Annotated in this window: 18 protein-coding genes; 9 read left to right on the top strand and 9 right to left on the bottom strand. The window is 71.8% G+C overall.

Annotation, left to right across the window (positions count from 1 at the left end):
* Nucleotides 1-304 precede the first annotated feature (304 nt).
* Nucleotides 305-709, bottom strand: coding sequence for a hypothetical protein (locus ACF1CT_RS32425; protein ID WP_391787576.1), 405 nt, complete (start codon nt 707-709; stop codon nt 305-307).
* Nucleotides 710-1117: 408 nt separating this feature from the next.
* On the opposite strand from ACF1CT_RS32425, the gene ACF1CT_RS32420 reads away from it, so the two are divergent.
* Nucleotides 1118-2350 (top strand): abortive phage infection protein, encoded by a 1233-nt coding sequence (locus tag ACF1CT_RS32420; RefSeq protein WP_391787607.1) that lies wholly within the window; start codon nt 1118-1120, stop codon nt 2348-2350.
* A 195-nt stretch (nt 2351-2545) separates the two neighbouring features.
* Here the strand turns inward: ACF1CT_RS32420 and ACF1CT_RS32415 are convergent, their stop codons facing one another.
* On the bottom strand, nt 2546-3523 hold the full coding sequence (locus ACF1CT_RS32415) for an SDR family NAD(P)-dependent oxidoreductase (protein ID WP_391787575.1): 978 nt from the start codon (nt 3521-3523) through the stop codon (nt 2546-2548).
* A gap of 416 nt (nt 3524-3939) precedes the next feature.
* On the opposite strand from ACF1CT_RS32415, the gene ACF1CT_RS32410 reads away from it, so the two are divergent.
* Nucleotides 3940-5160 (top strand): PQQ-binding-like beta-propeller repeat protein, encoded by a 1221-nt coding sequence (locus ACF1CT_RS32410; protein ID WP_391787574.1) that lies wholly within the window; start codon nt 3940-3942, stop codon nt 5158-5160.
* A 97-nt stretch (nt 5161-5257) separates the two neighbouring features.
* Here the strand turns inward: ACF1CT_RS32410 and ACF1CT_RS32405 are convergent, their stop codons facing one another.
* Together ACF1CT_RS32405 and ACF1CT_RS32400 are read right to left on the bottom strand one after the other, a co-directional pair.
* Nucleotides 5258-5536 (bottom strand): hypothetical protein, encoded by a 279-nt coding sequence (locus tag ACF1CT_RS32405; RefSeq protein WP_391787573.1) that lies wholly within the window; start codon nt 5534-5536, stop codon nt 5258-5260.
* Nucleotides 5537-5730: 194 nt separating this feature from the next.
* A complete protein-coding gene (locus tag ACF1CT_RS32400) occupies nt 5731-7284 on the bottom strand; it encodes a SulP family inorganic anion transporter (RefSeq protein WP_391787572.1) in 1554 nt (517 codons plus the stop codon).
* A 521-nt stretch (nt 7285-7805) separates the two neighbouring features.
* Here ACF1CT_RS32400 and ACF1CT_RS32395 point away from each other — a divergent pair.
* The 3 genes from ACF1CT_RS32395 to ACF1CT_RS32385 all read left to right on the top strand — a co-directional run bounded on the left by ACF1CT_RS32395 (nt 7806) and on the right by ACF1CT_RS32385 (nt 10005).
* Nucleotides 7806-8219 (top strand): MerR family transcriptional regulator, encoded by a 414-nt coding sequence (locus tag ACF1CT_RS32395; protein WP_391787571.1) that lies wholly within the window; start codon nt 7806-7808, stop codon nt 8217-8219.
* A gap of 106 nt (nt 8220-8325) precedes the next feature.
* Complete coding sequence (locus ACF1CT_RS32390) at nt 8326-8994, top strand: HEAT repeat domain-containing protein (RefSeq protein ID WP_391787570.1); 669 nt, start codon at nt 8326-8328, stop codon at nt 8992-8994.
* Nucleotides 8995-9000: 6 nt separating this feature from the next.
* On the top strand, nt 9001-10005 hold the full coding sequence (locus ACF1CT_RS32385) for a HEAT repeat domain-containing protein (protein WP_391787569.1): 1005 nt from the start codon (nt 9001-9003) through the stop codon (nt 10003-10005).
* A 165-nt stretch (nt 10006-10170) separates the two neighbouring features.
* Here the strand turns inward: ACF1CT_RS32385 and ACF1CT_RS32380 are convergent, their stop codons facing one another.
* Nucleotides 10171-11325 (bottom strand): oxygenase MpaB family protein, encoded by a 1155-nt coding sequence (locus ACF1CT_RS32380; RefSeq protein ID WP_391787568.1) that lies wholly within the window; start codon nt 11323-11325, stop codon nt 10171-10173.
* A gap of 756 nt (nt 11326-12081) precedes the next feature.
* Between ACF1CT_RS32380 and ACF1CT_RS32375 the strand changes: the two genes are divergently transcribed.
* The 3 genes from ACF1CT_RS32375 to ACF1CT_RS32365 are packed head-to-tail and all read left to right on the top strand — an operon-like array spanning nt 12082 to nt 16248.
* Nucleotides 12082-12678: a TetR/AcrR family transcriptional regulator gene (locus tag ACF1CT_RS32375; RefSeq protein WP_391787606.1), complete on the top strand. Its 597-nt coding sequence runs from the start codon at nt 12082-12084 to the stop codon at nt 12676-12678.
* Nucleotides 12679-12715: 37 nt separating this feature from the next.
* Nucleotides 12716-14545 carry a flavin-containing monooxygenase gene (locus tag ACF1CT_RS32370; protein WP_391787567.1) on the top strand — a complete coding sequence of 610 codons (1830 nt, stop codon included), beginning with the start codon at nt 12716-12718 and terminating at the stop codon, nt 14543-14545.
* A 56-nt stretch (nt 14546-14601) separates the two neighbouring features.
* Nucleotides 14602-16248 (top strand): hypothetical protein, encoded by a 1647-nt coding sequence (locus ACF1CT_RS32365; protein ID WP_391787605.1) that lies wholly within the window; start codon nt 14602-14604, stop codon nt 16246-16248.
* A 149-nt stretch (nt 16249-16397) separates the two neighbouring features.
* On the opposite strand, the gene ACF1CT_RS32360 is transcribed toward ACF1CT_RS32365, so the two are convergent.
* Nucleotides 16398-17054 carry a maleylpyruvate isomerase N-terminal domain-containing protein gene (locus tag ACF1CT_RS32360; RefSeq protein WP_391787566.1) on the bottom strand — a complete coding sequence of 219 codons (657 nt, stop codon included), beginning with the start codon at nt 17052-17054 and terminating at the stop codon, nt 16398-16400.
* Nucleotides 17055-17161: 107 nt separating this feature from the next.
* Nucleotides 17162-17947, bottom strand: a complete 786-nt coding sequence (locus tag ACF1CT_RS32355; protein WP_391787565.1) for an AraC family transcriptional regulator — start codon at nt 17945-17947, stop codon at nt 17162-17164.
* A gap of 91 nt (nt 17948-18038) precedes the next feature.
* Between ACF1CT_RS32355 and ACF1CT_RS32350 the strand changes: the two genes are divergently transcribed.
* Entirely contained in the window at nt 18039-18857 is an 819-nt protein-coding gene (locus ACF1CT_RS32350) for a sulfite exporter TauE/SafE family protein (protein WP_391787564.1), read from the top strand.
* Between the two features lie 39 nt (nt 18858-18896).
* Here ACF1CT_RS32350 and ACF1CT_RS32345 read toward each other — a convergent pair whose 3' ends face one another.
* Both ACF1CT_RS32345 and ACF1CT_RS32340 read right to left on the bottom strand, forming a co-directional pair.
* Entirely contained in the window at nt 18897-20678 is a 1782-nt protein-coding gene (locus ACF1CT_RS32345; protein WP_391787563.1) for an ABC transporter ATP-binding protein, read from the bottom strand.
* Nucleotides 20675-22720, bottom strand: a complete 2046-nt coding sequence (locus ACF1CT_RS32340) for an ATP-binding cassette domain-containing protein (protein WP_391787562.1) — start codon at nt 22718-22720, stop codon at nt 20675-20677. The genes ACF1CT_RS32345 and ACF1CT_RS32340 overlap by 4 nt, the downstream gene beginning before the upstream one ends.
* Between the last annotated feature and the right edge of the window lie 434 nt (nt 22721-23154).

Below are 23154 nucleotides of genomic sequence, written 5' to 3'. Positions count from 1 at the left end.
AAGGAGATACGGGCAGGCAGAGACTGGTGCCCGGGACACGGGAAATGGGAACGACAAGACGAGCCACGGCGGCTGTGCGATGCCTCTGGGCACCGGCCGGTGGCCTGTCGGGGCGGGATCTCACCCCGAGATGTCGTCGTCCCCTGCCATGTCCGGTCTCCTCGCTATGCGGTCGATGTCGCGGCGATTCTAACGCAGCGGCCCGGTGAGGTCCTGGTAATTTCGGCCCGCCGCGACGACCGGGGCTGCGGGCCCGGGATTCGTTCCCCAAGGCCCCGGGGCCCAGCGAGCGCCTCCGGGGCGCCTACAGCCCGAGATCCGCGGCCAGACAGGAGAAGGACGTCCACGAGCCCTCCGGGTCGTACGCGTCCCGTGCCGGCGCCGTGGGCGATACCGGCTTCAGCTGGACCATGTCCTCGTAGGGGACGCGGTCGGGCAGCTTGCCGAACCGCTCGTGCCGGACCACCGCGGCGTCGTCCACAGTGCCGGTCACGGTGTCTTTCGTCGGCGCGTCGCTCCCGGTACCCGCGGTGTGGCCGGTGTTCTCGATGCGCACGGTGCTCGCGGTGCGCATGGTGCTCGCGGGGTGAACGGTGCTCTCGGAGTGCGGGGTGCCGTGTACGGCGTACTCGATGTGCGGGACGTTTCCGGTGTTCACGACGTCCTTGGTGTTCACGATGTCGGTGGTGTTCACGATGTCGGTGGTCACGGCCAACCTCCGCTCGATCGGTGGCGGGATCGCGCCATACCGATGGGTGCTACGGGGGTCCTACCCTCTCCGTCACCTGTCAAACCGGTGACGGAGAGGGTCCGTGCGGTGGGCCGGCTCGCGGGGTGCCGTCGGAAGCGGTCCGCCTCGACGACGGCCCGGGAGAGGAAGCGCGTCGTGCCGTGACCGCGGAGGCTCGGGACGATCACTCGGTTGCCGCCGAGTCCGAGGCGGCCGACGAAGGAAGGAACCCAAGTAGCTTTCGATGGAGCTTCGTTCATCCTTTCGCCGGTGGTTCGCAGACCTTCGGCCGATTCCGGGCAGCCGGTTCTCCCCGGCAGGCTGAGGCCACACGGGAAACACCCACCGCAGGGAGTCGCAGTGCAGCGCAGTGAACGCAGCCGAGGGATCAGCCGGAGTCGGTTCCTGGCCGGGGCAGGGGCGGTCGGGGCCGCGGCGGCCGGATCCCTCCTGGCCGGAACCTCCGCATCGGCGGTGACGCAGGGGGGCCGAGCCCGGGAACAGGGAGGGGAGGCAAATGGCGACGACAGGGGAACCGCCGACGGCGCCGTCCGAGGCACCGGGCTGAAGTACCGAGGGGTGTGTTACACGGTCGGCGAGGGCGAGAACCCGGCCACCGCGTGGAGCGTCCCCCGCATGCGCGCGGACATCCGCGCCATCGCCCGGGACCTGCACGCCACTTCCGTCGAGGTGACCGGCGACGGTGTGGAACGGCTCAACGCCACCGCGACCGAGGCGGCCGAGCAGGGCCTGCACGTCTGGCTCCAGCCGACATTGGGCGACCGCCCCGCCCACGAGATCCTCGACCACCTCGCCGGGACCGGCCGGCACCTGGAGCGGCTGCGCCGCCAGGGCGCACGGGCGGACCTGAGCGTGGGCTGCGAGTTCTGGCTGTTCGTTCCGGGCATCGTCCCCGGCGACAACGCGCAGGAACGCATCCACAACCTCATGACCGGCAACTACGACCCCGAGCGGATGACGCGCCGCCTGCACGCCTTCACCGAGCGGGCGGCGGCGGTCGGGCGTTCGGTCTTCGGCGGCAACCTGTCGTACGCGGCGGCGCAGGACGACGAGGTCGACTGGAACCTGTTCGACATCGTGGGCATCGACTACTACTCGTACTTTCCGAACCGCGCGGACTATCTGCGCGAACTGCGTACGTATCTCCGTTGGGGAAAGCCGCTGGCCATCACGGAGTTCGGCACCTGTGCGTATGTGGGAGCGCCGGAACGGGGCGGAATGGGATGGGACACCGTCGACTACACCGTGCGACCGCCGCAGATCAAGGGCGACCTGGTACGGAGCGAGCGCACCCAGGCCGCCTATCTCACCGAACTCCTCGGAGTCTTCGAGTCGTTGGGGCTGTACGCGGCGATGGCCTTCGAGTTCGTCACCGCCGACGCCCCGCACTCCGCCGAACCGCGCTACGACCTGGACATGGCGAGTTACGCGATCGTCAAACCCGTCAAGGACCGGTTCGACGATCCCCGGTCCGACTGGCACTGGGAGCCCAAACAGGCATTCCACGCACTGGCAGGCTGTTATGAGCTGGGGAGCGGGAGAAGGCGGAGCAGCGAGCGGCGTCCTGCGGCTTCGAGTCCGGGGCGGAGGAGGGAATGAGGGCGCATGGGGCCTCCCCTGTGCGGGCGAGGCCGGGAACGTGGGGAACCGCGTGGGTGCCCGGCGACACGATCGGGGACGGTGATCCGGCACCCGGACGGCGCACCGGTACGACGGCGAAACCGGTAGGACGGGAAGACCGGTAGGACAGGAAGACCGGTACGGCAACACGTCGGAGTTCATGGGGAGTTGCCGTCATGCGGCGGTTCGGCCCGGCGGGGCATCGCGCGAACCGCTCGCGTCGACGCCGGTCAGGTCACGGGAGGCATCCCACAGCCGTGCGGCCACGGAAACGTCGGTGAGGTGTTGCCACACCGTTTCCAGCCGGGGCCTGCCGCGCAGGCCGAGGACCCGTGGTGTCCACAGCTGCCCGCCGAGCACGGCCGGGTCGAGTACCGCTCGCACCGCGGGCCACGCCCCGGAGTGCTTCCCCTGGAGGAGGACGGCGGCGGGCAACCCGGGCAGCCGGGTGTGCAGGGGCCGCGCGGGGATCGCCGGCGGGCGTGAGGGGGTGAGCGCGTCCAGGGCTCCGCCGGGGTGGACCACCACGCTCGCCACCGTGCTGTCGGCGGCCCGCAGCCGACGGTCGAGTTCGAACCCGAAGTACATCTGCGCCAGTTTGGACCTGCCGTAGGCGCGCTTGGGCCGGTAGTCCTGCCGGGACTGGAGGTCGTCCGGGTCCAACCGTTCGGACTTCGCCGCGAAACTGCCCATGGTCACGACGCGCGCGCTCGGCGCGGCCGACAGCAGCGGCATCAGCCAGTGGGTCAGGACGTAGTGCCCGAGATGGTTCGTGCCGAACATGAGCTCGTGACCGTCCGCCGTCTCCCGGCGAGGCGGGTGGTCGAGTGCGACCCCGGCGTTGTGGACCACCGCGTCCAGACGCGACACCTCCAGCGCGTCCACCGAGGCCCGGATCGAGGACAGATCGGCAAGGTCCAGCCGCACCGAGCGCACCCGTGCGTCGGGGACGCGTGCGCGTATCGCGGCCATGGCGTCCTCGGCCTTGCCGGGGCTCCGACTGCCGAGCACGACCGTGGCACCCGTGGTGGACAACTGCTCCGCGACGAAGTACCCGATGCCCGCGTTGCCTCCCGTGACCAGGAAGACGCGGCCGTCCGCACGCGGGAGCCGGTGAACGTTTCGGAGCGGGGCGGGATGGATGGGCGACATGGGACGTGCTCCCTCGCAGGGGTCGTGGGACGGGGCCGGAGGACGGACCGCTCCCTCGAAGCGGCCCGTCGCCCAGCATTCCCACGGTCACCGACACATCGCCTACGTGGCGCCGACAGCCCGGGAGGGAGCCCCGGCCGGGCTGTCGGCGTGCCGTCGGCGTCGTGTTGTTCGCGTCGTGCGGTCGTCGCCCCGCTCGCTTCGCCGTGCCGAACCGGTCATGCGCCGTGCCGAACCGGTCACAGGGGTGTCCCGGTCGCGTCCCACTCCTCAATTGGCCGAAATTCGCTGGTTACTCTGATCCGGCTCCGGGCGCCCATGCCCGGCGCGTCCGGTTTCCGCATTCGGGGGACCGGTGGACCGGGGGATCCGGCAACATCGCGCACGGGTATCGCACGAAGACGGGGGAGAAGGCCATGGACAGAGACGACGTGTCACGGCGCCGGGCGATGGGACTGGCCGGAAAGGGTCTGGGGCTGGCGTTGCTCGGGGCCGGCGTGTGGGGGTGCGCGCCGGAGGACGGCCCCGCCGCCGGTGGTGCCACGCGGAGACCGGGCGGAGGCGGCGGGAGCGGGAACCCGTTCGTCACCCCGCCGCCGGGCACCGCCCCCCGGGCCCTGTGGCAGACCCCCGCGTCCAACGACGGCCTGGCCGGAAACGAGGCGCTCGCCGTGGTCGGCGACGTGGTGATCGTGTCCGGCGACCCGCTGGTGGGGCGGGACATCGCCTCCGGCCGGGAGGTGTGGTCCCGCAAGGGCGTCACCACCCCCGGGGCCAACCTGCTCCTCGGTTCCGGAACCCTCTACCTCGCCAGTGCCGAGTACGACGGGAACGTCGTCGGTCTGGATCCCGGCACCGGTGGGGAGACCTGGCGGAGCCGTCTGGGCACGCGGTACTCGCAGCCCCGTCCGATCGCCGCCGACGACCGCCACGTCTACGTCACCGGGGGCATCCTGGACAAGGACTTCAGGACACCGGACAACGTGGTCGCCGCGATCGACACCACGTCCGGCGAGGTCGTCTGGCGCGAACAGCGCGACCACGGCACGGAGGAGACCGGGATCACCGCGGAGGCCATCGGCGGACACCTCGTCTACACCGACTTTCGGGAGAACCTCACCGTCCGTGACACCGCGACCGGGCGACAGGTCTGGACGAAGAAGATCGGCCGGTCCAACAGCCGCGCGTTCGCCGTCCACGAGGACCTGGTCGTCCTCGCCGACGGGCCCCGGTTGCGCGCCTTCGCGCTGGCCGACGGCAAGGAGCGCTGGTCGCTTGCCTCCGGGGAGTTCAGCCGGTTCAACGATCCGGCGGTCCTGGACGGTGTTCTCTACGCCTCCGACACCGCCCACGGTCTGTGGGCGGTCGACCCCGCCACCGGCAGGAAGGCCTGGCGCAACGACGACCTTCTGGACGTCGCCTTTCCCTGGCAGTTCGCCAAGGTCGGCGACACTCTCTACGGGGCGACGGAGTTCGACGAGAAGGGCGGCATCCACGCCTTCGACGCCGGCAGCGGGAAACTGCGCTGGACGTACAACGACGGCAGCGGCAACATCCAGAAGTGGTACCTGGCGGCCCGGGGCAAGCGGCTGGCGGCCCTGCACGGGAAGAAGACGACCTGTCTGCCGGCCGTCTGACCCGTGGACCGTCGTCCGCCGTCGCGCCCCGTGCCGTCACCGGGGGCGACGGGAACGGGGCGCGACGGCGGGCGACGGCCGGGCGCGTTCCGGGCGCTCAGTCCAGGACGTTGACGTCCCTGTTCGCGAGGGTGCTGTCGGCGGTGGGGAGCGGGCGGTGTCCCTCGTCCCAGTGATTGGACCAGGAACACAGGCCGCACGCGTACCGCCCGTCGAGTCCGTAGACCTGGGCGTCGCAGCCGCGACAACGGCTGGTGGTGATCTCGGGGGTTATCGCAGTGGCCGGGACGGTCGAGGACCAGCCGCACTGGTTGGAGCAGGTCCACGACCCGTCGGGCCCCTGAGCGGCCGCAGCGCCGCAGTTTCCGCACGTCATAGGTGACCTCCGGGAGTAACCCCGCCGACGGGGGCGCGGCGGGGCTGACTCCAAGTCTGACAGCGGTCGGCGGCGTCGGGGAGGGGTTTCGGGAGCGGACCCCCTCCGGCGCGGTTGTTCGGCGGGCGGCGTCGGGGGTTCGCGGGGCGGCGTCGGGATCCGCGGGGCGGTCGGGCCGCTCGTGCGCCGACCGGTCAGTGACCGGCGGTGAGTTCGCCGCTCAGCCTGCCGTGGAGCAGGGCGCTGGGGTCGTTCAGTCCGGTGATCTCGACGGTCTTGCCGCGTTGCGCGTACTTGGCCTCGACGGTGTCGAGCGCGGCGACGGAGGAGGCGTCCCAGATGTGCGCCGCACTCAGGTCGATGACGACTCTGTCCGGGTCGGTGGCGTAACGGAACCGGCCGACGAGGTCGTTGGACGAGGCGAAGAACAACGCGCCGTCGATCCGGTAGACGACCGTGCTGTCGTCGGGGGCGGTGACGGCGGTGACGTCCACGACATCGGCGACGCGCCTGGCGAAGACGGCCATGGCGGTGACGGAGCCGACGACGACGCCGATGGCGAGGTTGTGGGTGGCCACCACGCAGCCGACCGTGATCACCATGACGGCGATCTCCCCGGCCGGCATCCGCTTCAGGGTCCCGGGGGCGACGGAGTGCCAGTCGAAGGTCGCGAACGACACCATGACCATGACGGCGACCAGGGCGGCCATGGGGATGCCGGAGACGAGCGGGCCGAAGACGATGCACAGGACCATCAGGAACGCGCCGGCCAGGAAGGTCGACAGCCGGGTCCGGGCGCCGGAGACCTTCACATTGATCATCGTCTGGCCGATCATGGCGCAGCCGCCCATGCCGCCGAAGAAACCGGTGACGATGTTGGCGATGCCCTGGCCGATGGACTCGCGGGTCTTGGAGGAGTGGGTGTCGGTGATGTCGTCCACCAGCTTCGCGGTCATCAGCGACTCCATCAGGCCCACCAGGGCCATCGCGAGCGCGTACGGGGCGATCGTCCTCAGGGTGTCGAGGGTGAACGGCACATCCGGCAGGCCGGGCACGGGGAGCGAGGAGGGCAGGGCGCCCCTGTCGCCGACGGTCGGGACCGCGATGCCGGCGGCGACCGTGACGACGGTGAGGACGACGATCGACACGAGCGGCGCCGGGATCACCCCGGTGACCTTCGGGAAGAACACCATCAGCGCGAGCCCGGCCGCGATCAGCGGGTACACGGCCCAGGGGACGTCGTGCATCTCGGGGACCTGGGCCAGGAAGATGAGAACGGCGAGGGAGTTGACGAAGCCGACCATCACCGAGCGCGGGACGAACCGCATCAGCCTCGCCACGCCGAGCGCACCGAGCAGCACCTGGAAGACACCGGCGAGCATGACCGCGGCGACCAGGTGGCCGAGGCCGTGCTCGCGGTTGAGCGGTGCGATCACGAGGGCGACGGCGCCGGTGGCGGCGGAGATCATCGCGCGGCGACCCCCGACGACGGAGATGGTGACGGCCATGGTGAACGAGGCGAACAGACCGATCGCGGGATCGACACCGGCGATGATCGAGAAGGAGATCGCCTCGGGGATCAGCGCGAGTGCGACGACCAGACCGGCGAGGACCTCGGTGCGCCAGACCTTCGGGTCGGTGAGCCAGTCGGGTCTCGGGCCGCGCGGGCGTGCGGCCGGGAACGGGGCGGCGGTGGAGGCGGACGGAGACGCGGAGGAGGACGGAGCGGAGGACGGAGTGGAGGACAAGGGCGAAGGAACCTGTCGTGCTCGGGCGCACCCCGGGCAGCGGGCCGGGGCGTGCGGGAAGGCGTGGAGGGCGGCGGCACCCCGCCGACGACCCCACGAGGAGGTACGAAGGACGGGACGCCTCGTGGTGCGGCCGGACATGTGCGACCCCGGGCGGTCGATGTCCCGTGCATGCCCCGCGGGTGTCCGACGTGCCGTGATGCCCCGCGGGCGTCCGACGGCCACTGCTTCGCCGGACTTCCGGCCGGGCCGCGGCGCCGGGGCGACGCGACGGTCCCGGTGCGTCACGGCGGGCAGACGGCGGCGGGAGTCATGGGCTCGCGCACGCTTCTCCCCTGCAAGAATCGGAACGTCAGGAATCGGAACGTCGCCGGGGCGACACCGGCCCGGCGCGACACGGGTGGGACAGCGGTCGGCCGCGCCCGCCCGACCAGCAACTCTACCCTAACGTTAGGGTAGAGATCGGCGACGCCCGCCCGGACCGGGACCATGGGCGACGAGACGGGGCACAGGAGACGGGCGTGGACGGCAAGCACATCCAGATCGGCGAGGTCGCCGCACGGACCGAACTGTCCCTGCGCACCATCCGGCACTACGAGGAGACCGGCCTGGTCGTCCCTTCCGCCCGCTCCCGGGGCGGCTTCCGCCTCTATACCGAGAACGATGTCGCCCGCCTCATGGTCATCCGCCGCATGAAACCGCTCGGCTTCACCCTGGACCAGATGCGCGACCTGCTGGACGCGACGGACCGCCTGGACGCGGACGACACGGCCGACGCCGCCGACAGGCTCGACGCCGACCGGCGCGATGCCCTCCTGGAACGCGTTCGCGCGTACGAGAGGGCCGCCGCCGAGCAGGTCGAGAAGCTACGTGTCCAGCTCGCCCGCGCGGAGGACTTCGCCGCCACCCTGCGCGCCCGCCTGCAGGGGACATGAGGCGGTGGCGGCCCCGACGGCGCCAGCGCCGCGACACCGGCGCCCTCCCGGACTTGACCTTGACACGGTGACAAGCCCTTCACTGCGGCCGAGGAGGTGGTCCCCCATGACCATGTCGGAACAGGACACGGACACGATTCGAGTTCTCCAGGGGCTGGAGAACAGCAGTGCGTCGGTACGGCTGCGGACTGCACTGGCGGTCGGCACGACCCCCGACCCGCGGTTCATCGACACGCTCGTCGAACGATGCGCGATCGAGCCGGAATTCCATGTGCGCGAAATGCTCACGTGGGCACTCACCCGTCACCCGCCGTCGATGACGGTCCCGGAGCTTCTCCACGAAATCCGTTCGGAGCGTGCGCAGGCACGAAGCCAGGCGTTGCACACGCTGTCCAAGATCGGGGACCGGCGGGCGTGGCCGGCGATCACCCGGTCGCTTCTGACCGATGCCGACGACGAGGTGGCGCGGAGCGCCTGGCGGGCGGCGGTCGCGCTCGTGCCAGAAGGCGAGGAGCACGCGTTGGCCGGGGCGCTGACGACACAGCTCGGGCGTGGCGAACGTGAGACGCAGCTCAGTCTGAGCCGGGCACTGATCGCACTCGGTGAGGTGATTCTGCCGACTCTGCGCGCCGCGATGACACATCCGCGACCTCACGTGCGGCAGCACGCGATCGCCACGGAACGGCTGCTGCGCGACCCGGACGCCGGGTTCGAGTGGGCCGTAGAGGAGGCGAAGCGCGTCGTGGCGCTCGAAGGGGCGGGCCGGGAAGGGTGAGGGGCAGTGCTGATCGGTGATGTGGCTCGGCGGTCCGGGGTCAGCGCCCGCATGCTCAGACATTACGAGTCGCTCGGCCTGGTGCGGCCGACGGGCCGTACCGGGGCCGGCTACCGGGAGTACTCCGGCGAGGACATCCGGCGGATCCTCCACATCGAGAGCCTGCGGTCGTTGGGGCTGTCGCTGCGTGAGGTCGGGTGCGCGCTGGACGATCCCGGCTTCAAACCCCCGGAGCTCGTCGACGACCTCATCCACCGGACGCGAGAGCGCATCGCGGCGGAGACGGCGCTGCTCACGCGACTCCGCCGGATCGGTGCCGCGGAACCCGCCGACTGGGCGGACGTCCTCCAGACCGTCGCGCTTCTCCAGGCGTTGGGGTCGAAGAACGCCGGGACGCGCCAGCGTGCGGCCCTGTCCTCGGCCGGTGAGATTCCGGTGCCGGTGGAAACACTGGTCGAGGCAGTCCTCGGCGAGGCGGACCCGAACGTCGCCGGGGCCCTTCGCTGGGCTCTTGCACAGTCCGACGACGGAGGACTGCCGCTGCTGGCGGAGGGCCTCGGCTCACCGGTGGCCGAGGTGCGAGCGCGCGCCGTCCGGGCCATCGCCGAGAATCCGAGCGGCGCGGCGACCGCACTGCTGCACGACGCGCTCACCAACCCCGACACCGTGGTCCGCAGGTGCGCGGCCGTGGAACTCGGGGCACGCGGGGCGGCCGACGCGGTCCCGACGCTCATCGACATGGTCGTCGAGGGGACGAACGACGTCGATGCGGCCGATGTGCTGAGCGCGCTGGCGAGTTGTCCCGCGTCGGCGGAACGGATCGCCACCGGGCTCGTCGAGCGCCTCTCCCACGGCGCCGTCGAACCGTCGGCACGCCGACGGCTGGCACAGGCGCTCGCGGATGTCCCCGGAGTCACGGCGTCACGTGCCCTCAAGGATCTGTCCCGGGACGAGGACCGAGCCGTCGCGCTCACCGCGGCATACGTTCTCGGAATACGCGACGCGCGATGACGCACCCCTCGCGGGGTGCCGCGCACGCGGGACCCGGAGTCGATCCGGTGCGTGACGTGGGAGGACCGACCGCCGGGGCCGGGGAGTGGTTCCGGCGGTCGGAGCGCGATGGCTGATCCCTCCCGTCACCGATCGGTCGGCCGTTCCGCCGCCGCGGTGCGGTGATCAGCGGTTGTCGTGGAGTTCCTGGTGCATCTGCGGCTGGTCGTCCTGATCGTGCGTGACGGCGTACCGCTGGACTTCGCTGAACGCCTTCGACGCGACGCCGAGGACCTCCTTGTAGGGGTTGACGCCCACGGCCTGCTCGACGCCGCCGCCGAGCAGGCCACCGCCCAGCCCGGAGGCGACGCCGTGGGCGGCGGCGAGAGGCTTGCCGGCCTCCGCGAGGACACCTCCGGGAAGACCGGCCATGTCGGCGTACTTGTCGGTCAGGGCCACGCGGACCATGGCGAGGAACGCGTCGCTGAATCCGGGCTTCAGGAAGTCCTTGTAGAACGCGACGGCCTGTTCCGTCATGAACAGGCCGTCGTCGGACTTGCTCCACTCCTTGTCCCGTTCCGCGTTCCACATCCGTTCGACCTCGTCCGCGTCCTTGGGCAGCAGCCACTTCTCCGGCGTGCCGAGGTAGTGATTGACGTAGTGCCAGGCACACACGAAGCCGTGCGCGTCCTCACGGGAGACGTCGAGACCGAGACGCGCCATCGCCTGCAGGATCTGGGTGCTGAAGACGCAGGCGGCACCCGTGACGTACTTCTGGGAGACCGGCTCGCCCCACGTGACGTAGTCCCACGCCCCGCTCTTCTTGTGGAGCTGCCGCACGGAGGCGTGCACCAGACGCACCTTGGTGACGTTCGCGGCGAGCGTCCCGTTCCGCATGGCGTCCTCGTCGCCCATGTCGATGAACAGCCGCGAGGACTGCGACAGCCGACGGCCCGGCCCCTCCACGCCGCCCAGGCGTCCCGTGGAACGAAGGGTGAACGCACCGGTCGGAGAGAGATAGGTGCCGATCAGCCCGACGGTGCCCTGAAGCATGGACGCCTCCCCGTGGTGGTGCGCGAAGAAGCCCTCCGCGGCCCTCACGTCCGCCTCGCTCCAGTCCGGCGGCGGGGCGGACGCCTCGTCAAGGAACGCGCGCAGCCGCTCCGGCAGGTGGGACAGGTCCTGGTGCGGCTTCAGCGTTCCGATCGTACGGAACAACTCGTTGACCCCGGACACCTCCCGGTTGTCGATCAGATCCGACACCAGGGCGTCCGCCGCCGGGTCACCCGCCTGGTTCGCCGTTTCGAGCTCGGACGCGAAGGACTCGGCCGTCAATGCCACAGCGGGACTCCGTTTCTCGGTGATCGGGGAAGGGACGGTGTGCCCCTGCCGGGCGCCGGAACACACACTCGGTACGTCCCGCCACAGGCCGCCGGTCCATGAGGACCGGCCGGCCCGTCGCGGCGGCACCGCGCGATGTGCCGTTCCACGACGGACCGGTCCGGCGACGGGACCGGGCACACCGGCCACATGGACAAGATCTCCCGATCGTGGCCCGGCCCACAGGGCGAACGGCCCACGACAACCCTTTCGAGGTACGACCTCGTCCACGACGGGGAGTGGAGCAACGAACGGTGTGCGCCCGCGCGTTCGGTCACACCCCGACGCGCAGCACGCGCGCAGCACGTCTCCCACGGGAGGGACCGGTCGGAAGGCCGCCCTCCGGCCGCCCCCGCACGGCGTGACACCGCCGGCCCGAGGTCGCTTCCGAAACAGGCCATGCCCGCGGTCGGCCCCGCCCCTCCCAGCTCCCCGGAACGGTGGGCTTCTCACCCCGTACGGCGTCCGGAATGCGTCCGTTGCGGCAGGTCCCGCGCTGGCCGAAAACGTAAGTCAGTCAATTGACTCAAGAATGAGGGCGTGTATTCACTGAGCCCACATCCCCGATCAGGATCAAGGAGGCCGCCCGCGGTGACCGACGCCCCGAATCCGACCACGAGGACGGCGCGGGAGACCTCCCTCCCGCACACGAAGCGGACAGCGCGGACGAACCCCGTCCCGCACGCGACCCAGACGGCGCGGACCCGTCGGGCGATCATGACGGCGGCCGAACGGCTCTTCGCCGAACAGGGCCTTGTCGCCGTGTCGAACCGGCAGATCAGCGAGGCGGCCGGGCTCGGCAACAACACCGCCGTCAGCTACCACTTCGGCAGCAAGTCCGGACTCGTCCGGGCCATCATGCGCGACCACGCCGACGCCACCGAGCACATCCGCGAGCACCACCTGGCACGGTGCGCCGACAGCGCGGACATCCGCGACTGGGTCGGCTGCCTCGTCCGCCCGTCCTGCGAACACCTGGCCGATCTCGGTGTCCCGTCGTGGCACGGCCGCTTCGCCGTCCAGGCCATGGCCGACCCGGTGCTGCGCGCGACCGCCATCGACGAGGCACTCGAACGCCCGCCGCTGCGCCGGACGTTGGAAGGGCTCGCAGCCCACCTCACCGCCGTCCCGCTGACCGTCCGCGCCGAACGCGCCGACATGGCCCGCCACCTCATCCTCCAGACCTGCGCCGAGCGCGAACGCGCGCTCGCCGACGGCATCGGCGCCCGCCACGCCTCCTGGACCCGCACGGCCGACACCCTCACCGACGCCGTCGTCGGCCTCTTCCTCGCACCCGTCACCACCCGCCCGTAACGCCGTCCGCCGCCCGCCCCGCACCCGCAGGAGACCCATGCCCATCCCCCACGACCCGCAGGAACTCGGCTTCGACCCCGCCGAGTTGCGCGCCCGCTACCGCGCCGAACGCGACCGGCGCATACGCCCCGATGGCAGCGGACAGTACCGGCGCACCGAAGGCGAGTTCGGCACCTTCGACGAGGACCCCCACGCCACGGGCGAGGACACACGGGAGCCGTTCGACGACCGGGTGGACGCCCTGATCATCGGTGGCGGCTTCGGCGGGCTGCTCGCCGGGGCACGGCTGCGTCAGGCGGGTGTCGGCTCGATCCGGGTGATCGAGAAGGGCGCCGACTTCGGCGGCACCTGGTACTGGAACCGTTACCCCGGCATCCACTGCGACATCGAGTCGTACGTCTACCTGCCCCTGCTCGAAGAGGTCGGCCACGTCCCGGCGTGGAAATACTCCCCGGGCGAGGAGATACGGCAGCACGCACGCGCGATCGGCCGCCGTTTCGGCCTCTACGACAACGCCTGCTTCGGCACGCAGGCCACCGAACTGCGCTGGGACGAGGACGCGGCGCACTGGCTCGTCACCACCGACCGCGGCGACCGCATCCGGGCCGGACACGTCGTCGTCGCCACCGGTACCCTCAGCCAGTCCAAACTCCCCGGCATCCCGGGCATCGAGACCTTCCGCGGCCACACCTTCCACACCAGTCGCTGGGACTACACGTACACCGGCGGCAACGCCGACGGCGGACTGCGGGGGCTCGCCGACAAACGCGTCGCCCTCATCGGGACCGGAGCCACCGCCGTCCAGGTCGTCCCGCACCTCGCCGCCGACGCCCGTCACCTGTACGTGTTCCAGCGCACCCCGTCCACCGTCGACGTGCGCGGCAACCGGCCCACCGACCCCGCGTGGGCCGCGTCCCTGGAACCCGGCTGGCAGCGGCGGCGCAGGGAGAACTTCCTCAGGGCCGTCACCGGCATGCACGTGGACGAGGACCTCGTGAACGACGCCTGGACCGGCAGCGCCCGGCTCCAGGAGAAGATGATCCCCACCGAAAGCTACGCGCACGTACCCGCCGAGGAACGCGAACGGGCCTACGAACTCGCCGACTTCCTGAAGATGAACGAGCTGCGCGACCGGGTCGACGACATCGTCGCCGACCCGGAGACCGCGCGGAAGCTCAAGCCCTGGTACCGCTACATGTGCAAGCGCCCCACATTCAGCGACAGCTACCTCCAGGCGTTCAACCGCCCCGACGTCACCCTCGTCGACACCGCCGACACCCACGGCGTCGAACGCGTCACGGACCGGGCCGTCGTGGTCGGCGACCGTGCCTACGAGGTCGACTGCGTCATCTTCGCCACCGGCTTCGAGACCGGCGTCTCGGGCGTGCTCTCCGGGAAACTCCCCGTGTTCGGGCGCGGCGGCACGAGCCTGCTGGACGCCTGGAAGGACGGCCCCGGGACCCTGCACGGCTTCTGCAGCCACGGCTTCCCGAACCTGTTCCACATGGGCTCGCTGCAGAACGCCGCCGCCGTCAACTACGTCCACGTGCTCGACGAGCAGGCCACCCACATCGCCGAGGTCGTCGCACAGGCCCGCGAGCGCCGGGCGCGGTACGTCGAGCCGACCGCCGAGGCGCAGGACGCCTGGGTCGCCACGATCCGGCGCAAGGCCGCCGACCTGTACGCCTTCCACGCCGAATGCACCCCCGGCTACTACAACAACGAGGGCAGTCCCAGGGAGCGCAGCCAGTCCTACGGCGACGGCCCGGTCGCCTTCCACAAGTTGCTCCGGCGCTGGCGCGCCGACGGGGGGCTCGACGAGGTCCTGGTCGGAACGCGGGACGTCGAGGCGGCGAGGGCGCGGTGAACCCGCTCCCCGACCACGGAACGGCCCCGGACCACCGGGAGTCACCCGGCCACGCCGTGCTCCCCAACCGCTTCGACGCGACGGGCCGATCCCGTACCACCAGCACCCGCTTCGAGGCCCGCCGCCTCAACCCGCCCAACCGGCTGTGGGGGTCCAACGGCATCGCCTTCGGCCCCGACGGACGCCTCTACGCCGCACAGTTCCTCGCCGGACGGATCAGCGCCGTCGACCCGGCCACCGGGGACGTCGAGGTGATCGTGGAGATGGACGGTCCGGTCCAGTCGCCGGACGACCTCGCCTTCGGCGCGGACGGCTCCATGTACATCGCCGACCTGGTCCCCGGCCGGGTCTGGCGCCGCCGACCCGACGGCACGTACACCCTCGTCCGCGACGACATCATCAATCCCAACGGCATCACCTGCATCGGCGACCGGCTGTTCGTCAACGAGATGAAGCCCAACGGCCGCCTGATGGAACTCTTCCCCGACGGCGGCGACCCGGTCGTCCTCACCGACGGACTGGCCCTCGGCAACGCCATGCAGCGCGGACCCGACGGCCACCTGTACTACCCGCACATGGTCACCGGTCAGGTCTGGAGGATTCCGCCCGACGGCGGAACCCCCGAGATCGTCGCCGAGGACGTGCACGAACCCGTCGCCGTGCGCTTCGACCGGGGCGGCGTCCTGCACGTCCTGTCCCGCGGTGCCGAGGGCATCGTGACCCGTATCGACCTGCACGGCACCGGCGCCCGCACGCTCGTCACCAGCGGCCTCGTCGGCCTGGACAACGCCGCCTTCGACGCCGAGAACCGGATGTACGTCTCCAGCTACGCGAGCGGCGGCATCACCGAACTGCACCCCGACGGACGGACCCGGGCGATCGTGCCGCGCGGCCTCGACGGTCCCTACGGCGTGACGATCGACCTCGCCGGAACCGTCAACGCCGCCGACCACTACCGCCTCGCGAGCCCGACGAGCCCGACGAGCCCGACGAGCACGCCGGGCGAGCCGGGCGAGGGCGGCGTCACCACGCACGCGCTGCTGACCTTCGCGCACGGCATCGCGTCCGACGGCCGACTCCTGCACATCACCTCCCAGTTCGGGGAGGTGCGGACGTACGACCCGGAGCACGGCGACTCCCGGAGACGGGCCGGCGGCCTGGACCAGCCGCTCGGTATCGCCGTCGCCCCCGACGGAACGCTCGTCGTCGCCGAGACCGGCGCCGGACGTGTCGTCGCCGTCGACGCCCGGGACACGGTCACCGTGCTGGCCGAGGGGCTCGACCACCCCGTGGACGTGGCCCTGGACGCCGAGGGCCGCTGCTACGTGAGCGACGACCGGCGGGGCACGGTGTCCCGGCTCGACGACGGCGTCGCGGTCGTCGTCGCGGAGGGGCTCGGCGCGCCGGAGGGGCTCGCGGTGCTGGACGGCGAACTGTTCACCGTCGACACCGCACGGCGCCGACTCCTCGCCGTCTCGCTCGGTACCGGCGAACTCAGGGTGGAAGCAGAGGAGTTGCCCGTCGGCCCGCCCCCGGGCGCGCGTCCGGAGGTGCGGCCCGCGCTGTTCGCGGGCGGAATGCCCGGCTCGGCGCGCCGTTTCGCGGGCCTGGCCGCCACCCCGGACGGCGGACTGCTGCTCTCGGCCGACGGCGAGGGCACCGTGCTGCGGCTCACCCCCGGACCGGACTGCGGCCGGGGGTGACCGCGGCACGGTGCCCCCTTCCCTTCTGCTCCCTTCCGCGCACCACGTGGTGGTCGGGTGACGAGGACGCGGAGGGCGACGGTCCCCCAGATCTGCGTCCACGGGATCACCGTCCGCGCGCCGACCACTTCGCCCGGCGCAACGCGCTGTCAGCCGAGAACGAACGGGAGCCGCGCGGCCGTTTCGCCAAGCTCCGCACGTTCCGCGTCGTCGGGGGCACGCCGCCCGGTACCCACCAGCAGCGCGTCCTTGTCGGAGAACGAGGAGGGGAACGCGGTCCCGGCGATCCGCTCCAGCATCTCGCGGGACCGGGCGGGCCCCTCCGCGGGCGGTGGTGGCACGTCCGGGAGGTGTGCGATCAGGTCGAGGTGGTGCAGCGTCCACTCCAGGACGTACGCGGTGAGGTAGTCGCCGACGGTGAGGACCTCGTCGCGGGTGCCCACCAGGGCGCCGGGGTCGGCGAGACCGGCGGCGCGTCCCGCCGCGGAGCCGACGTCGTCGAGGTGGAACTTCAGCAGCCGGGGATCCTCGTACGCGGCGGCCAGCCGGACGGTCAGCGCGTCGAGCGGGTCGTCGCCGGCCGGTGGCGTTCCGGTGACGTCCCAGTAGGTCACCGCGTCGCGCGTCGGTTCCGTCCGGGCCGGGGTCGCGAGTGTGATGAGGACGTCCTGCGCGTCGACGACCAGATGGCACACCAGGTCCCGCACGAGCCAGCCGGCGCAGCCGGACGGCCGTGCGAAGTCCTCGTCCGGGAGTCCGGCGACCGCCGCACGCAGGGCCGCCCAGGTCCGTGAGAAGAGATCCACGGCGGCACCGTAGTGCGGCACGGCGAGGACGGACAAGCGGATGCCCCGGGCCGGAACGGTTCCCGGGAACGGCTCCCGGGGGCGGGCCGACGCAGGGGCACCGCGGTTCAACCTCCGTCGCGGTGCGGCGGCCGGGCCCGGTACGCGGACGGGGCCCGGCCCAGCAGGCTCCGGAAGGCCACCGTGAACGCGGCGGGATTCTCGTATCCGAGCGATGCCGCGACCCGGGTCACCGGCGTGCCCTCGGCGAGCGCGTGCACCGACCTCAGGATGCACGCGCGCTGCCGCCACTGGGCGAAGCTCAGGCCCGTACCGCGCCGGAACAGCCGCCCGAGCGTGCGCTCGCTGACGTTCAGGGCGGCTGCCCAACGGGCCGGGGGATCGTGGACGTCCGGTGCGCGCAGGAACGCGTCGCACAGCCGCCGCAGCTCCGGGTCGGCGGGCAGCGGCACGTCGAGGGGGAGCGGCGTCAGGTTCCGCAGCTCGTGCAGGATCAGCTCGACGACGGTCGCGTCCCGGCCGTGCTCGGGATAGCGGGGCGCCATGTCGACCGCGTCGAGGAGCAGCGCCCGCAGCAGCGCGGAGACGTCCACCACCCGGCACCGCCGGGGAAACCACGCGACCGCGCCCGGCTCGATGTACAGACTGCGGGTGCTGACCCCCGTCATGGCGACCTGGTGCCGTACTCCGGGCGGGATCAGGACCGCACGGGCCGTGGGCACGGTCCAGGACCCGTCCGCCGTCTCGACGCCCATCACGCCGGTCGCCGCGTACAGGACCTGGGCGCGGCGGTGGGCGTGGAAGGGGAGCAGGTGGTCGTGCGGGTAGTCCGTGCCGATGGCCAGTACGGCACGGTCCAGGCCGTCCACCTCGTCGACCGGAACGTTGCGCATCCCCCGACCCTACGCCGTGCTGTCGTCTGCGCGTAAGAAGTCGGCTGATCATCGATTGTCCGCCGCCGAACCGGTGCCTAGCGTTTCCACCGTGCTTACCTCGTTCCTCCCGCTCCTCCCGCTCCTCCTGTTCGGCTGCCTGACCGGCGTCACGACGGTGCTGTTCGGCTTCGGCGGCGGCTTCGTCACCGTCCCCGTCGTCTACGCGTTCCTGACCACCGCGGCGCACGACGACGCGGGCGACGCCATGCACGTGGCCGTCGCCACCTCGACGGCCGTCATGGTCGTGAACGCGGTGACCGCCACGCTGGCCCAGTACCGGGCCGGACGGCTGCGGCAGGAGTACGTGTGGCCCCTCGCCGGTTTCGTCCTGCTGGGCGCGGTGCTCGGCTCGCTCGTCGCCACCCGCCTCAGCGGTGGCCTGCTCCACGTGCTGTTCGCCGTGTACCTGGTGGTCACGATCGCGGACAGCCTGTTGCGCAAGGGGTTCCTCGTCGTGGCCGACGGCGAGGAACCGCGTCCGCTCGGCAGGTTCACCACGACGTTCGGCGGTGTCGGTATCGGCGCGGTCGCGGCGAGCCTGGGCGTCGGCGGCAGCGTCATGACGGTGCCGCTGCTGCGCCGCCGCGGACTGCCCATGGCCTTCGCCACCGCGCTGGCGAACCCGCTGAGCGCCCCCGTCGCCCTCGCGGGCACCCTGGTCTACGCGCTCGCGCCCGCGGCCCAGGCGCACACCGGCCGGGTCGGCTATGTCGACCTGGTGGCCTGCGCCACGCTGCTCTGCGGATCATTGCCCACGATCGCCCTGGTCAGGCGGATCGGCGGACGCGTACCCGACCGCCTGCACTCCGCCGCCTACGTGGCCCTGCTCGTCCTGGTCCTGATCGTCATGCTCGTCACCGGGCCGTGACGGCGACGCCGCCGGATCCCGTACCGGGGTCCGGCGGCGTCACGCGTAGACACGGGCCTGGAGGCGGTAGAGCTCGGCGTAGAGGCCACCGGTGGAGAGGAGTTCACCGTGGCTGCCGGCCTGCGCGAGGCGGCCGTGCTCCAGGACGACGATCAGGTCGGCCATCCGGACCGTGGAGAAACGGTGCGAGACCAGCAGACTGACGGCCCCGGTGCCTGCCCGCGACTCGGCGACCAGTCGCGCGAACCGTTCGAAGAGGACCTGTTCCGCCGAGGCGTCCAGGGCCGAGGCGGGCTCGTCGAGGACGAGCAGGAGCGGGTCCCGGCGCAGCAGGGCACGGGCCAGTCCGAGCTTCTGCCACTGGCCGCCGGAGAGGTCCGTGCCGTCGCCGTAGCCGCGGCCGATGAGGCCGTCGAGACCTCCGGGGACGTGTCGCGCGACGGCGGAGGCCCCGGCCGACTCCATGGCCCGCAGCAGGGCCGCGTCGTCGTCCAGCCGGTCCAGGTCCCCGATTCCGGTGTTGTCGCGCAGACGCAGCTCCAGCCGGGCGAAGTCCTGGAAGAGCGGGGCGACCCGGCTCTGCCAGTCGGCGGGGTCGGTGGCGGTCAGGTCGGTTCCGTCGACCAGGATGCGTCCCGAGGTGGGCCGGTAGAGCCCGCACAGGAGCTTGACCAGAGTGCTCTTGCCCGCGCCGTTCTCGCCGACCACGGCGATCGCCGTACCGGCCGGGATGTCGAGGGTGACGTCGTCGAGGATCTTCCGGTCGCTGCCGGGATACGAGAAGCTCACGTGCTCCAGGCGGATGCCCCGGGTGAGCACCGCGGGGGCGGGGGAGCGGTGGGTTTCCGCTCCGGTGCCCGCCGCGGGCCGCAGGGCGTCGAGGCGCAGCGCCGTCCGTCCGGCGTCCTGGAGGACGGTGAGCAGCTGGATCGTGGTGCCCACCTGGAGGGACAACTGCGCGGCCAGCGTGATGACGAGGATGACGTCGCCGAGTGGTGACCCGCCCTGCTGGGCCCGGTGCACGACGAGCCAGATCGCTGCCCCGTAGCCGAGGGCGAAGCAGAGCTGGCCCGTGGCACGCAGGGCGGCGGCCCCGGCGTGGGCGCGGCGCAGGCACCGTGTGGTGCGTTCCCACTCGCGCCGGTGCCGGTCGAGCAGGAGCGGTCCGGCGCCGGAGAGACGGATCTCCCTGGCCGGGGAGTGGCTGGTGGAGACGTCCAGCAGATGCCGTCCGAGGCGGATTGCGGGGGCGGTGCGTTCCTTGGCGGTGTCGAGGATCCGCTGGGCGCGGTTGCCGGCCAGGACCGGGACGGCGCCGAGCAGCGGCAGCAGCAGGAGCCATGGACTGAGCGTGCCGAGCAGAACCGCTGTCAGGGACAACTGAAGGGCGAGGCCGGCGAGTTGCAGTGTCGCTTCGAGCGAGGCGCGGGTGCGCGGCAGATCCTCGCGGACCAGTGCGAGGGTGTCGGCGAACTGCGGGGTGTCCAGCGCCTCCATGCGTGGTGTGCCGTGGGCGAGTGCGATCAGCCGGTTCTGCAGCTCGATCTCGCCCAGGTCGCCGAGTTCGAAGTAGGCAAGGTGCGCGAAGTGCCCCATCAGCAGCTCCAGCACCAGCAGGGCCGCCGCCGCCAGTCCCAGCAGGACGGCCGTGCGGGTGTCGTGGGCGAGTGCTGCGGTGGTCAGTCCCTTCAGGGCCAGGGCGATCAGGGGGGTGGCGAGAGCGCCGACGGCCATCATGCAGGCGGCCCGGACGAGCCGGGACGGGTCGCACCGCCAGGCCAGGGACAGCAGATGACGGACCGCGGTGAGCAGGGTGGTCAACGCAGGGCCTCCTCGGCGGCGGGCAGCGGATCGGTGTCGGCGAAGCGTTCGGCCTGGGCACGGAACAATTCCGCGTAGCGGCCGTCGAGTTCCACGAGTTCCTCATGGGTGCCCGCCTCGGCCACCCGGCCGTCGGCCAGCACGACGATGTGGTCGGCCCGGCGCACGCTGGAGAAGCGATGGGCGATGATCACGCTGGTGACGCCCCGGGTCATGTCGAGGAACCTGTCGAAGAACGCCGCCTCCGCGCGGACGTCGAGCTGTGCGGTGGGTTCGTCGAGGACGAGCAGCGAGGCGCCGTCGGAGAGCGCCAGCAGGGCCCTGGCCAGAGCGATGCGCTGCCACTGGCCGCCGGAGAGGTCCGAGCCGCCCTCGTAGTGGGAGCTGAGGATCGTGTCCATTCCGTACGGCAGCGCGTCGACGGCGTCGAGGGCGCCGGCGAGGTCCGCCGCCGCGCGCAGCGCCTCCGGGTCGCCCAGGAGGGCGGGCCGGCCGAGGGCGATGTTCTCGGCGGCGGTGAGTTCGTAGCGGGCGAAGTCCTGGAAGATGATCGCGATCCGCCGGTGCCAGTCGGTGACCGGGCGTGCCGACACGTCGACGCCGTCGGCGGTGAGTCGTCCCCGGGTGGGTTCGTGCAGCCGTGCGAGGAGTTTGACGAGGGTGGTCTTGCCGGCCCCGTTGAGGCCGACGATCGCGGTGGAGCGGCCCGGCGGCAGCTCCAGTTCGAGGCCGTGCAGCACGTCGGGGCCGTCCGGGCGGTAGCGGAAGGAGACATCCTCGAAGCGGATCGTCCCGGCCGGGTGTGTTCCGGTCCCGTGGGTCCCGTTCGGGCGCGGCCCGCCGTCGTCGGCCATGTCCGGGCGCGACCGGCCGGGCGCCTCGTTCGGAGTGTGCGGGTGTGGCCGGCGGGGCGCTGCGTCCGGCCGGGGCCCGGCCGTTCCGCCCGGCGTGTTCGTCCCGGCCGTCGTGTCCGTCGCGTCCGTGCCGTCCTTCGGGGCCGGGCCGGGTGCGGCGGACCGTTGTTCCAGCCGGCGCAGGGCCTCCTCGGAGGTGAGCCCGTACAGGGTCTGCATGTCGCTCTCGGGGAAGAAGACCCCGAAGCGCATCGGGATGAGCACCGCCTGGAGGGCTGCCGTGAGCTGGAGCAGGGACAGGCCGTGATCGGCGCCGTCGCGGGCCAGCAGCGCGAAGGCGGTGCCGCCGCCCACCAGGCCGACCGCGGCGAGGGCGACGAAGGGCCCGAACAACAGGCGGCGTCTGGTGGCCCAGAGGGGTTCGAGGTAGCCGCGGGCCTCGTCCGCGTGCCGTCGGTGCAGCCAGGGGACCAGACCCAGCATCCGGGCCTCCTTGGCCAGCCCGGTTCCGGTGGCCGTGCGGCGGAGGTACGACAGGCGTCGGCGGCGACCGGTCATCGCGGCTCGGGCGGCGCCGAAGCGGCTGAGCGAACCGCGCTGGCCGAAGCGTATGACGAGGGCCGCGAGGGTGACCAGCAGCGCGGGCAGTGGCCCCAGGACGTACGCCACCATGGCGGCGGCGCCCGCGAGTTGGGCGTAGCGGGCGATCAGCGCCAGGGTGCCGGCGGCGGCCTCGCCCGGGGTGGGCGAGACCCGGTCGAATCCGCTCCGGGCCTCGGCGAGCAGATCGAGTACCTCCTGGTCCTCCAGGTCCGAGGCGCGCAGGCCGCCCAGGGCGCAGGCCATGAGATCGGCGATCCGGGCCCCGTCCACCTGACGGGCCACCAACTCGCCCACCAGCGACTGGAACGGGGCGAGTGCCTGTTGCAGCACGAAGGCTGCGGCGGCGATCAGCAGGGCGAGCATCGGGTCGGCGCCCGACCGGGCCGTCGGGCTGCCCGGCAGTCCGGCGATCACATGGCTGGTGGCCAGGATGAAACCGATCGGCAGCAGGCCGACCGCCAGGTGGAGGGCGACGGCACCGATCAGCGGGAGCGGGCCGACCAGCCGGAGCAGGCGGGCCGCGGCAAGCCGGTGACGGATCCGCCGACGAAGACGTTCGACTGGGGAGTTCGGGCGAGAGGGCACGGACGGGTGCCTCCGGATTCGGTGGGCAAGGTGCGCTCGGGACGCCGATGGGTGGTCTGCGGCGGGGCGCGTGTCGGGTGCCTGGCACCGGGACCGCGATGTCGCCGGGAGGCACGAGCCCCGAAGTCTGGACCAGGCCGGTCGACGACGTCAAGAATTCACCTGATGGTCATTCGATTGCGGTGGCTTCGACCTTCAAGACCTGGTCAAGGGAATTCTTTGGTCTAGACATGTGATCAGGGTGCGGGCTAGCGTCCTGAATCGGATCGAGCCGGTCGGACACCTCCGACTGCTCCGAATCTCTTTGCGCCTTACGGGGGTTGGCGCATTTCCCGTGCCGCGATATGCCGGCTTCCGGGGCTCTCGCGTCGACCGCCCCGCGGCCCATCAGGCCGACGGGCACGACGCACCCCCGACGCCGCCTCAACGTCGAG

Origin of the sequence: Streptomyces sp. NPDC014734, from assembly GCF_043083325.1 — a bacterium.
Lineage (GTDB): Bacteria > Actinomycetota > Actinomycetes > Streptomycetales > Streptomycetaceae > Streptomyces.
The sequence above is the reverse complement of the archived record's forward strand: the minus strand, read 5'-3'. Positions and strand labels throughout refer to the sequence as shown.

Excerpts from the sequence above, each read along its gene's own strand:
- ACF1CT_RS32415 (WP_391787575.1), bottom strand. The coding sequence starts at position 3,523 with ATGTCGCCCATCCATCCCGCCCCGCTCCGAAACGTTCACCGGCTCCCG.
- ACF1CT_RS32410 (WP_391787574.1), top strand. The coding sequence starts at position 3,940 with ATGGACAGAGACGACGTGTCACGGCGCCGGGCGATGGGACTGGCCGGA.
- ACF1CT_RS32405 (WP_391787573.1), bottom strand. The coding sequence starts at position 5,536 with ATGACGTGCGGAAACTGCGGCGCTGCGGCCGCTCAGGGGCCCGACGGG.
- ACF1CT_RS32390 (WP_391787570.1), top strand. The coding sequence starts at position 8,326 with ATGACCATGTCGGAACAGGACACGGACACGATTCGAGTTCTCCAGGGG.
- ACF1CT_RS32375 (WP_391787606.1), top strand. The coding sequence starts at position 12,082 with ATGACGGCGGCCGAACGGCTCTTCGCCGAACAGGGCCTTGTCGCCGTG.
- ACF1CT_RS32370 (WP_391787567.1), top strand. The coding sequence starts at position 12,716 with ATGCCCATCCCCCACGACCCGCAGGAACTCGGCTTCGACCCCGCCGAG.
- ACF1CT_RS32355 (WP_391787565.1), bottom strand. The coding sequence starts at position 17,947 with ATGCGCAACGTTCCGGTCGACGAGGTGGACGGCCTGGACCGTGCCGTA.